This is a genomic window from Propionivibrio pelophilus DSM 12018, assembly GCF_059569095.1.
In genome coordinates, this window is record NZ_JCANUT010000014.1 from 58,629 (window position 1) to 71,295 (window position 12,667).

General features: G+C 62.3%; 9 protein-coding genes and 1 pseudogene. 6 read left to right on the top strand and 4 right to left on the bottom strand.

The features are described from left to right. From BO74_RS08420 to BO74_RS08435, 4 genes are all read left to right on the top strand, one after another. Complete coding sequence (locus BO74_RS08420; RefSeq protein ID WP_496441491.1) at window positions 1-1,467, top strand: glutamate synthase subunit beta; 1,467 nt, start codon at window positions 1-3, stop codon at window positions 1,465-1,467. 173 nt (window positions 1,468-1,640) lie between these two features. Next, on the top strand, window positions 1,641-3,005 hold the full coding sequence (gene glmU / locus BO74_RS08425; protein ID WP_496441493.1) for a bifunctional UDP-N-acetylglucosamine diphosphorylase/glucosamine-1-phosphate N-acetyltransferase GlmU: 1,365 nt from the start codon (window positions 1,641-1,643) through the stop codon (window positions 3,003-3,005). 56 nt (window positions 3,006-3,061) lie between these two features. After that, window positions 3,062-4,891 carry a glutamine--fructose-6-phosphate transaminase (isomerizing) gene (glmS, locus tag BO74_RS08430; RefSeq protein ID WP_496441494.1) on the top strand — a complete coding sequence of 610 codons (1,830 nt, stop codon included), beginning with the start codon at window positions 3,062-3,064 and terminating at the stop codon, window positions 4,889-4,891. A 93-nt stretch (window positions 4,892-4,984) separates the two neighbouring features. Beyond that, window positions 4,985-6,424: a phospholipase D-like domain-containing protein gene (locus BO74_RS08435; protein ID WP_496441496.1), complete on the top strand. Its 1,440-nt coding sequence runs from the start codon at window positions 4,985-4,987 to the stop codon at window positions 6,422-6,424. Between the two features lie 6 nt (window positions 6,425-6,430). Here the strand turns inward: BO74_RS08435 and BO74_RS08440 are convergent, their stop codons facing one another. Both BO74_RS08440 and BO74_RS08445 read right to left on the bottom strand, forming a co-directional pair. Next, a complete protein-coding gene (locus BO74_RS08440) occupies window positions 6,431-7,141 on the bottom strand; it encodes a DsbC family protein (RefSeq protein WP_496441498.1) in 711 nt (236 codons plus the stop codon). Between the two features lie 29 nt (window positions 7,142-7,170). After that, the gene (locus BO74_RS08445) at window positions 7,171-8,334 is read right to left on the bottom strand and encodes a UbiH/UbiF family hydroxylase (protein WP_496441499.1); all 1,164 of its coding nucleotides are present in this window, start codon (window positions 8,332-8,334) and stop codon (window positions 7,171-7,173) included. 74 nt (window positions 8,335-8,408) lie between these two features. Between BO74_RS08445 and BO74_RS08450 the strand changes: the two genes are divergently transcribed. Next, complete coding sequence (locus BO74_RS08450) at window positions 8,409-8,756, top strand: hypothetical protein (protein ID WP_496441501.1); 348 nt, start codon at window positions 8,409-8,411, stop codon at window positions 8,754-8,756. A gap of 44 nt (window positions 8,757-8,800) precedes the next feature. Here the strand turns inward: BO74_RS08450 and fbaA are convergent, their stop codons facing one another. Then, the gene (gene fbaA / locus BO74_RS08455; RefSeq protein ID WP_496441502.1) at window positions 8,801-9,874 is read right to left on the bottom strand and encodes a class II fructose-bisphosphate aldolase; all 1,074 of its coding nucleotides are present in this window, start codon (window positions 9,872-9,874) and stop codon (window positions 8,801-8,803) included. Window positions 9,875-10,077: 203 nt separating this feature from the next. Here fbaA and BO74_RS08460 point away from each other — a divergent pair, with 203 nt between their 5' ends. Then, window positions 10,078-12,261 carry a UvrD-helicase domain-containing protein gene (locus BO74_RS08460; RefSeq protein ID WP_496441504.1) on the top strand — a complete coding sequence of 728 codons (2,184 nt, stop codon included), beginning with the start codon at window positions 10,078-10,080 and terminating at the stop codon, window positions 12,259-12,261. 244 nt (window positions 12,262-12,505) lie between these two features. Here the strand turns inward: BO74_RS08460 and BO74_RS08465 are convergent. Then, window positions 12,506-12,667: pseudogene (locus BO74_RS08465) on the bottom strand (ISAs1 family transposase); the annotation flags it as partial.

The following is a 12,667-nucleotide window of genomic DNA, read 5'->3' on the forward strand; positions in this document are numbered from 1 at the left end:
ATGGGTAAGCCAACTGGATTTCTGGAGCGCCAGCGTTTGTCGGAGGCCTACGAGCCGGCTGAGGCGCGCCTGAAACATTATCGCGAGTTTGTCGCCACGCTCAATGACGAGCAGAGCCGGGTTCAGGGATCACGGTGCATGGACTGCGGCATTCCGTTCTGCAACAACGCCTGCCCGGTGAATAACATCATCCCGGACTGGAACGACCTGGTCTATCGCGGAAACTGGAAGGAGGCGCTGACGGTTCTGCACTCCACCAACAACTTCCCGGAGTTCACCGGACGGATCTGTCCGGCGCCGTGCGAGGCGGCATGTACGCTGAACATCAACGACGAGTCCGTCGGCATCAAGTCGATCGAGCATGCCATCGCCGACAAGGGGTGGCAGATGGGCTGGATCGTGCCGCAGCCCGCGAAACAGAAGACCGGGAAGAAAGTGGCTGTCGTCGGCGCCGGCCCGTCCGGGCTGGCCGCGGCGCAGCAACTGGCGCGTGCCGGACACGATGTGACCGTTTTCGAGAAGAACAGCCGTCCCGGTGGCCTGCTCGGTTATGGCATCCCCGACTTCAAGCTCGACAAGTCGCTGATCGAGCGTCGCGTCAAGCAGATGGAGGCGGAGGGCGTCGTCTTCCGCACCAAGGTGATCGTCGGCAGCAAGGATGTGCCGAAGGGGGTGACCAACGATGCCGTCGAGTTTGTCTCCGCCGAGGAGCTTCAGGACCAATTCGATGCGATCGTTCTTGCCGCAGGTTCCGAATCGCCACGCGATTTGCCCGTGCCGGGACGTGAGTTGAAGGGCGTGTATGCGGCGCTGGAATTCCTGATTCCGCAGAACAAGCAGGTCAGCGGCGGCAAGGCCAACCCGATCAACGCCAAGGGCAAGCACGTCATCGTCATCGGTGGCGGCGATACGGGGTCCGACTGCGTCGGAACGAGCTATCGCCATCGTGCTGCCTCGGTGACGCAGTTCGAGTTGATGCCACAGCCGCCGGAAACAGAGAACAAGGCGCTGACCTGGCCCTACTGGCCGTTGAAACTGCGCACCTCCTCGTCGCACCTCGAAGGCGAAACGAAGCGGCTGTTTTCCATCGCCACCAAGGAGTTCATCGGCGAGAAAGGCGTGCTCAAGGCGCTGAAGACCGTCGATCTGGAGTGGAAAGACGGGAAAATGACCGAAGTTCCGGGGAGCGAACGGACGTGCCCGGCGGATCTCGTCTTCCTGGCGATGGGCTTCGTCAGCCCGGTAGCCAGCCTTCTGGAAGCTTTTGGTGTCGAGAAGGACGCGCGGGGCAATGCGCGGGCGACGACGGATGGCAATGGCTGTTACGCCACCAGTGCCGCCAAGGTGTTCGCTGCCGGCGACGTACGCCGTGGCCAGTCGCTGGTCGTCTGGGCGATCCGCGAAGGCCGGCAATGCGCACGCGAGGTCGACGCCTTCCTGATGGGGTCAAGTTCCCTGCCGCGCTGATCGGATACTGACCGGTAATTCCCGGGGCGCATTGCTGCGATGCAGCGATGCGCCTTTCTTTTTGCTTTTTTGAATGTCATGGCATAGTTACGGCTGGTTTTTTGCCGTGCCTGCGGACCCGCTTGTGCGTCCGCCGGCCGCCTTTATCAGAGCTACTTCGCAAAGGTTCTTGGATGAATATCGTCGTTCTCGCTGCCGGACAGGGCAAGCGCATGCATTCCAATCTGCCCAAGGTGCTGCACCCGATTGCCGGGAAGGCCCTGGTGTCGCACGTCATCGATACGGCGCGCAGCCTGTCGCCGCGGCGGCTCTGCCTGGTGTACGGGCATGGTGGCGATGTCGTCCGCGCGGCGCTTGATGCGCCTGATCTGGCCTGGGCCCTGCAGGAGCCTCAACTCGGCACAGGGCATGCGGTCCAGCAGGCGCTCCCGTTCGTTGCCGATGGCGGCACGACCCTCGTCCTTTATGGCGATGTTCCGCTGATCCAGGTCGATACCCTGAAAAGGTTGCTGCAGGCGGCCGAAGGCGCGCTAGCCATCCTGACAGTCGAACTGGATGATCCGCAGGGTTATGGACGCATCGTGCGCGATGACGGCGGGCGCGTGGTGCGAATCGTCGAGCAGAAGGACGCCAGCAGCGAAGAACGCGCGATCCGTGAAATCAACACCGGGATCATGGCCATGCCGACGGAACGGCTGGGCGAGTGGCTGGCACGGTTGTCGAGCAACAATGCGCAGAACGAGTTTTATCTGACGGACATCGTCGGGATGGCCGTCGAAGAAGGTTTGCCGGTGCGCACGGCCAATCCGCAGCACGCCTGGGAAACGCTCGGGGTGAACAGCAAGGTGCAACTCGCCGAACTCGAACGGATTGCCCAGCGCTGCCAGGCCGAAAAACTGATGGAACAGGGTGTCCGCCTGGCCGATCCAGCGCGCTTCGATGTCCGGGGGAGTCTTGCATGCGGACGCGATGTGTTCATCGACGTCAATTGCGTTTTCGAGGGCGAGGTGCTGTTGGCGGATGCCGTGGAAATCGGCCCGAACTGTGTGCTCAAGAATGCCCGCATCGGCACGGGAGCGCGGATCGCCGCCTTCACCCACATCGAGGATGCGGTCGTCGGTGCCGATGGCATGATCGGCCCGTTTGCCCGCCTGCGGCCGGGGACCGAGCTGGCGGAGGATGTTCACGTCGGGAATTTCGTCGAGATCAAGAAGAGTTCGATTGCCGCGCATTCCAAGGCCAACCATCTGGCCTACATCGGTGATGCGACGATCGGCAGTCGGGTGAATGTGGGGGCAGGGACGATCACCTGCAACTACGACGGGGCCAACAAGCACCGCACCGTCATCGAGGACGACGCCTTCATCGGTTCGGATACACAGCTGGTCGCGCCGGTGACTGTCGGCCGCGGGGCGACCGTCGGCGCAGGAACGACGCTGACCAAGGATGCGCCGGCAGAAAGCCTGACGATTTCGCGCGCCAGGCAATCGTCGATTACCGGCTGGAAGCGGCCGGTGAAACAGAAGACGCCCGGCTGAGGAGTAGAATCTTGTCCGTTGTTCATCTCCCCTCCTTACTTGTCGCGGAATAGCTCATGTGTGGCATCGTTGCAGCGGTCGCAGACCGCAATATCGTTTCCGTCCTTCTCGAAGGGCTTCGCCGGCTTGAGTACCGGGGCTATGACTCGGCGGGGCTGGCTCTGGTCAACGAGACCGGCCTGCATCGTCTGCGCGCGGTGGGTCGCGTCGCCGAACTGGCGGCCCAGGCCGAGGAGTCTCTCGTTGCGGGCGAAACCGGCGTCGCCCACACGCGCTGGGCAACGCATGGTGCGCCGTGCGAACGCAATGCACATCCGCACATTTCGAAGGGGCTTGCGGTGGTGCATAACGGCATCATCGAAAACCATGAGGTGCTGCGTCAGCGGCTCAAGAATGAAGGCTACGTCTTCACCTCGGAAACCGATACGGAAGTCGTGGCGCACCTGATCGCTGCGGAACTGGAGAAGACGGCGGACTTTTTCACCGCGGTGCGTGCGGCCATCGCCCAGTTGCAGGGCGCGTATGCGATCGCTGTCCTGCGCGAAGCGGAGCCCGGGCGGGTGATCGTGGCGCGCGAGGGCTCGCCGCTGTTGCTCGGGGTCTCCGCGAACGGGAACTATGCCGCCTCCGACGCCTCGGCGCTGCTGCAGGTGACCCGGCGCATCGTCTACCTGGAAAACGGCGATTGCGCCGAACTGACGCGGACAGGCTATCGCATCACGCGGGTGGACGGTTCTCCCGTTGTGCGTCCCGAAGTGGAGTCGTCCCTCTCGGCCGACGCGGTGGAACTGGGCCAATACCGCCATTACATGCAGAAGGAAATCTTCGAGCAGCCGGTGGCTTTGTCCAACACCCTGGAAATGTTGAGTACGGCGCGCAGCATCCAACCCGGGCTGTTCGGTGCCGACTGCGAGGCGGTGCTGCGGGATGTCCGCCAGGTGCTGATCATCGCCTGCGGCACCAGCTATCACGCCGGCATGGTGGCGCGTTACTGGATCGAAGCGTTGGCCGGCATCCCGTGCAACGTCGAAGTGGCCAGCGAGTACCGCTACCGTGAATCGGTGGCCGATCCGCAGACGCTGGTGGTCACGCTCTCGCAGTCGGGCGAAACGGCCGACACGCTGGCCGCGCTGCAACATGCGAAGTCGCTGGGCATGAAGCACACGCTGTGCATTTGCAATGTTCCCGAATCGTCATTGGTGCGCGAGAACGCCCTGCGCTTCATTACGCGCGCGGGCCCCGAGATTGGCGTGGCGTCTACGAAGGCGTTCACCACGCAACTGGCCGCGTTGTATTTACTGACCTTGATCATCGCCAAGTTGCGCGGACGTTTGAGTGAGGAAACAGAAGCGGCCGAATTGCAGCATCTGCGTCATCTGCCGATCTCTGTTGCTCGTGTTCTGGAACTGGAGCCGCAGATTCGCGTCTGGGCCGAGCGTTTTGCAGGAAAGCAGGACGCCCTCTTCCTCGGGCGCGGACGGCACTATCCGATTGCCCTCGAAGGGGCGCTGAAGCTCAAGGAAATCACCTACATCCATGCCGAGGCCTATCCTGCCGGCGAGTTGAAGCACGGGCCGCTGGCACTCGTCGACAAGGACATGCCGGTGATCGCCGTGGCACCGAACGACGTCCTGCTGGAGAAACTCAAGTCGAATCTGCAGGAAGTGCGGGCGAGGGGCGGGGAGTTGTATGTGTTTGCCGATTCGGACAGCGAGATCTCGATGTCCGAAGGGATGCATCTCCTCCGCCTGCCGGAGCACTATGGCCAATTGTCGGCGCTGTTGCACGTTGTCCCCTTGCAGTTGCTTGCCTATCACGTCGCGCTGGTGCGCGGAACGGATGTCGACAAGCCCCGCAACCTGGCGAAATCGGTTACGGTAGAGTGATTTCCCGGGCTTTCGCCCGGGGATGAATGTCGGGGCCGCAAGCCCGCCTCGTGTCGTGCTGGCGGCGTGCCGCTCGCTATGGGGTGCATGCGAATGAGTCAAGTCGTTTCCATGCTGGTGGATTTCGTCAAGAATCACTGGGAGATTCTGGATCTCCTGCTGGTCGTGCTCGGCCTCGTCTTCTACGTGGCGGCATCCCACAGCCCCAGTCAGCGGCGTCATCCTTCGGCGGCGATTGCCTGGGTGATGGGCATCCTTCTGGTGCCTTACCTCGCGTTGCCGCTTTATCTGGCTTTTGGCAACCGCAAGGTCGCGGTGGCGCGGACGTATCGCAGCGGCGCGGAGCCATCGGTCAGCGCCGCCGTTGCTTACCCGACCATGGCCCGTTCGCTGCAATTGGGCGTGGCGATGGGGTTGCCGGAGCCGGTCTCCTATGACGATTTGACGATCCATCAGGACGGTCGGCAGGCGTTGCAGGCATTACGCCAGCTTATCAAAGGGGCTTCGCACACTCTTGAAGTCTCGACTTTTCTTCTCGGTCGCGACGTTCTCGGCGACGAAATCGCGGCGTGTCTGGCCGAACGCGCGCGGGCCGGGGTGAGGGTCCGTCTGCTGATCGACGGGATTGGCATCTATCTCGGCGGCTATCCCGATTTCAGGGGCCTTCAGGCCGCCGGCGTCGAGGTTCTGCGCTTCGTCCCGCCGTTCAACTCGCCGAAGCGCGGGCGTACCAACCTGCGCAACCACCGGAAGATGGTGATCGCTGACGGAAAGAGCCTCTGGTGCGGTGGGCGCAATCTGGCTGCGGAATATTTCGAGGGCGATCCCCGCCTGTTTGTTCGACGCTCGCCATGGATCGATCTGAGCTTCGACCTGAAAGGGGAGCTGGTGGCCCAGTCACTGGCACAGTTTGAACTGGATTGGGCCTTCGCCAACGATGTCAACATGCCGGAACGTTTTGTCCGCTCCGAGGTAACGGGGTCGGCGGGAGCCGTTCCCGCGCTGGCCCAGCTGGTGGATAGCGGCCCGGATCGCCCGGACGATACGATTTTCACCTTGCTGGTGTCGGCCTGCTTCACCTCGCAGCGGCGCATCCTCGCCGTGACTCCGTACTTCGTGCCGGAACCGTCGCTATTGACCGCGCTGATGCTCGCTGCGCGACGGGGAATCAGTGTCGATCTGGTTTTGCCCGAACGATCCAACCATCGCCTGGCCGACTTTGCCCGCCATCGTGCCCTGCGTGATCTGATGGAGGCCGGGGCGCGTGTCTGGCTGCACCCGCGCATGGTGCATGCCAAGGCCGTCCTGGTGGACGACGAACTGGCATTGGTCGGCTCGGCCAACCTCGACGGGCGCAGCCTGTTCCTCAACTATGAAATGATGGTCGCGTTCTACGACCGGCCGGCTGTGCTTGCATTCGCCGAATGGGTCGAAGCACGGCAGCAGGAGTGCTTGCTCTACCCCTATCGCCGCCCGGGCATTCTGCGTGAGTTGGCGGAAGGCCTGCTGCTCTGGCTGGCCTTCCAGCTCTGAGGGCGATTACAGCGGCTTTTCGAGTTGGTCCAGCTTGCGTTCGATCTGGGACAGCGGCACGGCGCCGGGAACCCGCGTGCCATCGGTGAAGAACAGCGTCGGCGTGCCTGAGATGGCGAGCTTCTGTCCCAGTTCGACGACCTTGGCGATTGCCTTGGTGTCGCAGTCGCCTTTGCCGGAAGGCGCCTTGCCGCTCACCATCCAGTCGTTCCAGGCTTTGACCTTGTCCGTCGAGCACCAGATTTTCTTCGATTTGTCGAGGGAATCCTGGGACAGGATGGGAAGCAGGAAGGTGTAGATCGTCACGTTGTCGAGTTTGACCATTTCCTTCGCCAGCCGTTTGCAGTAGCCGCAGTTGGGATCTTCGAAACTGGCGAAGACGCGCTTGCCGTTGCCGCGCACCTGCTTGACCGCAAGTTCGATCGGCAAGTCCGAAAAGTTGATGGCGGAGAGCTTCTGCATGCGCTCCGCGGTCACGTTCTTCATCGTCTGGCCGTCGATCAGCGTACCGGCGAGAATCGCCGTAATCGCTTCGTCGGTATAGAAAATCTGGCCGTCTGCATAGACCTCGTAGAGGTTGAGGTAGGGGCTTTTGGTGACGCTCTTGACCTTGCCGCCGAGCTTGGCCTCGATGGCCTTCTGGACGCTGGCTTCGTCAGCGTTCGCCGTAAAGCTGAGCAGCAGCGCTGCGGCAAACGAAAACAGGAATTTCAGCATGGTAACTTCTCCGGTGTTGGGGGGAACGATTACAAGGCGCCGATGGCGTAACGCACCAGCAGATTCTTGGCCATGGGCAGCTTGTCGGTCAGTGCGAGTCCGAGGTTGCGCAACGGCGCCACGCCCGGCAGTGTCTCATGAAACAGGCGATGCAACGCATGGGTCGCCGTTTGCATCAGGACCGTCTCTTCGCGCCGGGCGCGCTGGTAGCGCTGCAGGAAACGCTCAGCGCCGATGTCCTGCCATTCGGGGGCGGCCGACAGCAATCCGGCCAAAGCACTGGCGTCCTGGAAGCCAAGGTTGATGCCATGCCCCGACAATGGATGGATGCCATGCGCTGCGTCACCGATCAGCGCGACGCGCGGCGCGACGGTTCTGGCGACACGCAACAGCCGCAACGGGAAGGCTGCCGGGGCGGTGATCAATGTGAGAGCGCCCAGTTCATGTTGGCCGGCGGCCGCGACCTTGTCGGCGAAGGCTTCCGGAGCCAGCCCTGTCAACTCTGCGGCGTGCACGTCCGGTGTCGACCAGACGATCGAGATGCGTTCGCCGGGAAGCGGCAGCCAGGCGAGCACGCCATCCTGGCGGAACCACTGACGGGCAATGTTGCGGTGAGGTTTCTCACAGGCGAAATTGGCCACGACCCCCATTTCATCGTAGGGCGTTTCTTGGGCGGGCAAGCCTGCCGCGTCGCGTACCCAGGAGTTGCGCCCGTCGGCCCCGATCACAAGTCTGGCGGTCAGCGCATGTCCGTCGGCCAGGGTCAGCGCTGCGGCGCTTTCTCCGATCGTCAGCGATTGTGGCGTCGCGTCGAAGAGCAGGCTGACATTCTTTTGCCGTTTTACGTTTTCCCAGAGCTCGCACGCCATCAACGATGACTCAAGAATCCAGCCGAGCTCATCGATACCGGACTCGTAGGCGCTGAAGTCGAGCTGCGCCGCGCGATCGCCGAAGATACGCATGGCGTGGATAGGACAGATGCGCGCAGCGTCGAGGTGCTTCCAGACGCCGATCCGGTCGAGGAAGGTCGCATTGGCCGGGGTGACGGCATAGATGCGCGCATCCCAGCCCGCGGGGCGGGAAGGGGGCGAGGCGCTTTCAACCAGGGCGATTTTCAGGTGGCTGTCGCGCAATGCGCAGGCCAGTGATAGCCCGGCGAGGCCGCCGCCGACAATGATGAGATCGAACTGCATCCGGAATCAATTCAGAGAAACGGCGATTGTAGTGGCTTTTACAAGCCTGTGCAGGCGTGCTAGAAAGCCTGCCCATGAATGAGCGAAAGACTCTCTCCTTCCTTCCCGTGGCGATATGTTCCGTCCACGATTCGCCGATCGACGCGCTGGCGGCCATGCACGTGCCTTACGACGAGGCGATGGATCTCGTGGCGGCCTGGTGGCGGAACGATCAGTCGACGTGCATCGTCGCTGTCGTCGATGGCGGCCGCGCTGTCGCGGCGGTGCGACTGCTCGACGGCCGCTGGGCGGCGGGGAATGCCTTTCCCGGGGATCTCTGTACGACGGAGCAGGAGGCCTTGCGGCGGCTGGGCAAGCGCCTCAAGCGTGGACGCCGCGGTACGGTTGGCGTGATCGATATAAAAATGCCGGCTCACTCGTGAGCCGGCATTGCGTTCGAAGCGGTTGAAGCAGTCGGATCGGCTAATCAGCCCAGCGTGCCGACGTTGTTCAGGTCTTCGAAAGCCTGCTTCAGACGAGCCTTGAAGGATTCTTCGCCCTTGCGCAGCCAGACGCGCGGGTCGTAGTACTTCTTGTTCGGCTTGTCGTCGCCTTCGGGGTTGCCGATCTGGCCTTGCAGGTAGCCTTCGTTCTTCTGGTAGAAGCCACGAATGCCGTCCCAGAATGCCCACTGGGTGTCGGTATCGATGTTCATCTTGATCACGCCGTAGGAGATCGCTTCGCGGATTTCCTCAAGCGTCGAGCCCGAACCGCCGTGGAAAACGAAGTCGATCGGCTGCGCCTTGGTGCCGAATTTCTTCTCGATGTATTCCTGCGAATTCTTCAGGATGACCGGCTGCAGCTTGACGTTGCCGGGCTTGTAAACACCGTGCACGTTGCCGAACGAGGCGGCGATGGTGAAGCGGTTGCTGACCTGCGAAAGCTTCTCGTAGGCGTAGGCCACGTCTTCCGGCTGGGTGTACAGCTTGGAGCTGTCGACGCCGCTGTTATCCACGCCGTCTTCCTCGCCGCCGGTGACGCCGAGTTCGATTTCCAGGGTCATGCCGATCTTGCTCATGCGCTCGAGGTAGCGTTGGCAGATCTCGATGTTCTCTTCCAGCGACTCTTCCGAGAGGTCGAGCATGTGCGAGCTGAACAGCGGCTTGCCATTGGCCTTGTAGAACTTCTCGCCGGCGTCGAGCAGCCCGTCGATCCAGGGCAGCAGCTTCTTGGCGGCGTGGTCGGTGTGCATGACGACGCTGGCGCCGTACATTTCGGCCAGCGCGTGGACGTGCTGGGCGCCGGAGATCGCACCGGCGATACAGGCGCGCTGCGCGTCATTGTTCAGTGCCTTGCCGGCGTAGAACTGGGCGCCTCCGTTGGAGAACTGGATGATGGCCGGCGACTTGATCTCGGCGGCGGTTTCCATCACGGCGTTGACCGTGCTGGTATTGATGACGTTGACCGCCGGCAGGGCGAACTTGTTGGCCTTGGCGAAAGCAAAAAGGGCTTGCAAATCGTCGCCGGCAACTACACCCGGCTTCACTTGGGGGGCATTCATGGCTTCATTTCCAATCGCAGTTGAACAAGCCTGCAATCGTACTGCCGAATGCCTTGCCGGGTCAATTTGTAACTTGCATTAGACATTTGTAAGCAGATGATTTGTCGATGGAATCGCCGGATTTTTACATGCTTTGCTGTCTGCGTCCTGTCGATGCAGTGGCGCTCGGTATAATCTCGCCTGCCTCTCCGAGACTCCACTCCATGTCCGACCTTCTCGCCAATCTGAATCCCGAACAACTCGCCGCCGTGACCTTGCCGCCGCAGCATGCCCTGATCCTCGCAGGCGCCGGTAGTGGCAAGACGCGAGTGCTGACCACGCGCATCGCCTGGCTGATTTCGACCGGGCAGGTCGGGCCCCACGGCATCCTCGCCGTAACGTTCACCAACAAGGCAGCGAAGGAAATGCTCGCGCGCCTTTCGGCGATGCTGCCGATCAATACCCGGGGCATGTGGATCGGCACGTTCCACGGCTTGTGCAACCGCCTGCTGCGGGCGCATCACCGCGAAGCCGGCTTGCCGGCGCTGTTCCAGATCCTCGATTCGGCCGACCAGTTGTCGGCGATCAAGCGGCTGATGAAGAATCTCAACATCGACGAGGAAAAATTCCCGCCGCGCGAACTGGCGCATTTCATCAACGCGCACAAGGAGCAGGGCGTTCGCGCCGCGCAGGCCGAGGTGTATGACGATTACACCCGCCGCCGCGTCGAACTCTATGCCGAGTACGACGCCCAGTGTCAGCGCGAAGGTGTCGTCGATTTCGCCGAACTGTTGCTGCGTACCTACGAATTGCTGGTGCGCAACGAGCCTTTGCGCCAACACTACCAGGAGCGCTTCCGGCACATCCTCGTCGATGAATTCCAGGACACCAACCGCCTGCAGTACGCCTGGCTGAAGCTGTTGGCCGGTTACGAGGGCGGCGCGCCGCGGGCCGATGGCGCCTGTCTTTTTGCCGTGGGCGACGACGACCAGTCGATCTACGCCTTCCGTGGCGCGGAGGTCGGCAACATGCGTGACCTGGAGCGCGAGTTCGCCGTGAAGAACGTCATCCGGCTGGAGCAGAACTACCGCTCGCACGGCAACATCCTCGATGCCGCCAACGCGCTGATCAAGAACAACCGGGGGCGCCTCGGCAAGAACCTGTGGACCGACGCCGGCGCCGGCGAACCGATACGGGTGTTCGAAGGATTCTCCGACCTCGACGAAGCACGCTTCGTCGTCGACGAGGTGCGTGAACTCGTGCGCGACGGCGTGTCGCGCACCCAGATTGCGCTGCTCTACCGTTCGAACGCCCAGTCGCGCGTACTCGAACACCAGCTATTCACGGCCAACGTGCCGTACCGCGTCTATGGCGGGCTGCGCTTCTTCGACCGACAGGAGGTCAAGCACGCGCTGGCCTATCTGCGTCTGCTGGCCAACCCGGATGACGACACGGCGTTCTCCCGCGTCGTCAATTTCCCGACGCGCGGCATCGGCAGCCGCAGCATCGAAGCCTTGCAGGAGGCGGCTCACCGCGCCAATTCAAGCCTGTACAACGCCGCCGCCAGCCTTTCCGGCAAGGCCGGCGCGGCGGTCGGCAATTTCATCCGGCTGATCGAGGCCTTACGCAGTGAAACCGAAAACCTGCCGCTCCCGGAGATCATCGAGCATCTGATCGAGAAAAGCGGCCTGCGCCAGCATTACCTTGCCGAGAAGGAGGGGCGTGAGCGCCTCGAGAACCTCGATGAACTGATCAACGCCGCGACCAGTTTCGTCCAGGAAGAGGGTGAGGCGTCAGCGGAATTGTCGACCAGCCCGGTCGCCTCGTTCCTCGCACACGCTTCCTTGGAGGCGGGCGAGCATCAGGCCGGCGAAGGGCAGGACGCCGTGCAGCTGATGACCGTGCATGCCGCCAAGGGGCTCGAGTTCGACGTTGTCTTCATCACCGGTCTGGAACACGGCCTGTTCCCGCACGAAAACGCTGCACAGGAACGCGATGGACTCGAAGAAGAACGGCGGCTGATGTACGTGGCGGTGACGCGGGCGAGGAAGCGCCTCTACCTGACACATGCCCAGACCCGCATGCTGCACGGGCAAACGCGTTATTGCGTGCCCTCGGCGTTTCTGGAGGAACTGCCGGAAGAGCTGCTGCGCAAGGTCGGGCATACCCCGGCCTATGTCACGCAGCCTTCGCCGCGGAGGAGGGAGTCAGGTGATGCTGGTGGGCTTCGTCAACAGAGCGAAGCCGGCGGTTTTCGTGTCGGCCAGAACGTCCAGCACGCCAAGTTCGGCCTCGGCGTCATCGTCGCCGCCGAGGGGCGAGGGGGTGATGCGCGTGTGCAGGTCAACTTCGGTGCGCAGGGCATGAAATGGCTGGCGCTGGAGTATGCGAAGCTGACGCCAGCTTGACTCCAGGAACGTGCGGATTTGTTGAAGATTCGTCATTTCGGCGCGGAATCCAGGTTTTCGGAGCGCAAGCTGGATCACTATCTGCGTCGCACGGCAATCGCTTACACATTCATCATGTAGATGGTTTTCCTACGGCCGCTTTCGTGCGTTGGCGAAGGCCAAGGAGTTCGGCGCGGTAGAGCGGTTTTCGGGAAGCACGGTTGCGGCGCTGGCGAAGGCTGCTCTTGGGATAGGCAGTATCGAGGCGAAGCATGGCCAAGGTGATTTTTCGTAGTAACGAGAGGTTGCGTGCGGCCTCGTCCTTACGCACCCGGCAGGCATCTTCCCGGAAGGTCACGTCGAGGACCCAGTGCATCGACTCGATCCCCCAGTGCGTCCGGACCGCCCGGCTGAAGTCATCGACAGT

Excerpts from the sequence above, each read along its gene's own strand:
- BO74_RS08420 (WP_496441491.1), top strand. The coding sequence starts at position 1 with ATGGGTAAGCCAACTGGATTTCTGGAGCGCCAGCGTTTGTCGGAGGCC.
- glmU (WP_496441493.1), top strand. The coding sequence starts at position 1,641 with ATGAATATCGTCGTTCTCGCTGCCGGACAGGGCAAGCGCATGCATTCC.
- glmS (WP_496441494.1), top strand. The coding sequence starts at position 3,062 with ATGTGTGGCATCGTTGCAGCGGTCGCAGACCGCAATATCGTTTCCGTC.
- BO74_RS08435 (WP_496441496.1), top strand. The coding sequence starts at position 4,985 with ATGAGTCAAGTCGTTTCCATGCTGGTGGATTTCGTCAAGAATCACTGG.
- BO74_RS08440 (WP_496441498.1), bottom strand. The coding sequence starts at position 7,141 with ATGCTGAAATTCCTGTTTTCGTTTGCCGCAGCGCTGCTGCTCAGCTTT.
- BO74_RS08445 (WP_496441499.1), bottom strand. The coding sequence starts at position 8,334 with ATGCAGTTCGATCTCATCATTGTCGGCGGCGGCCTCGCCGGGCTATCA.
- BO74_RS08450 (WP_496441501.1), top strand. The coding sequence starts at position 8,409 with ATGAATGAGCGAAAGACTCTCTCCTTCCTTCCCGTGGCGATATGTTCC.
- fbaA (WP_496441502.1), bottom strand. The coding sequence starts at position 9,874 with ATGAATGCCCCCCAAGTGAAGCCGGGTGTAGTTGCCGGCGACGATTTG.
- BO74_RS08460 (WP_496441504.1), top strand. The coding sequence starts at position 10,078 with ATGTCCGACCTTCTCGCCAATCTGAATCCCGAACAACTCGCCGCCGTG.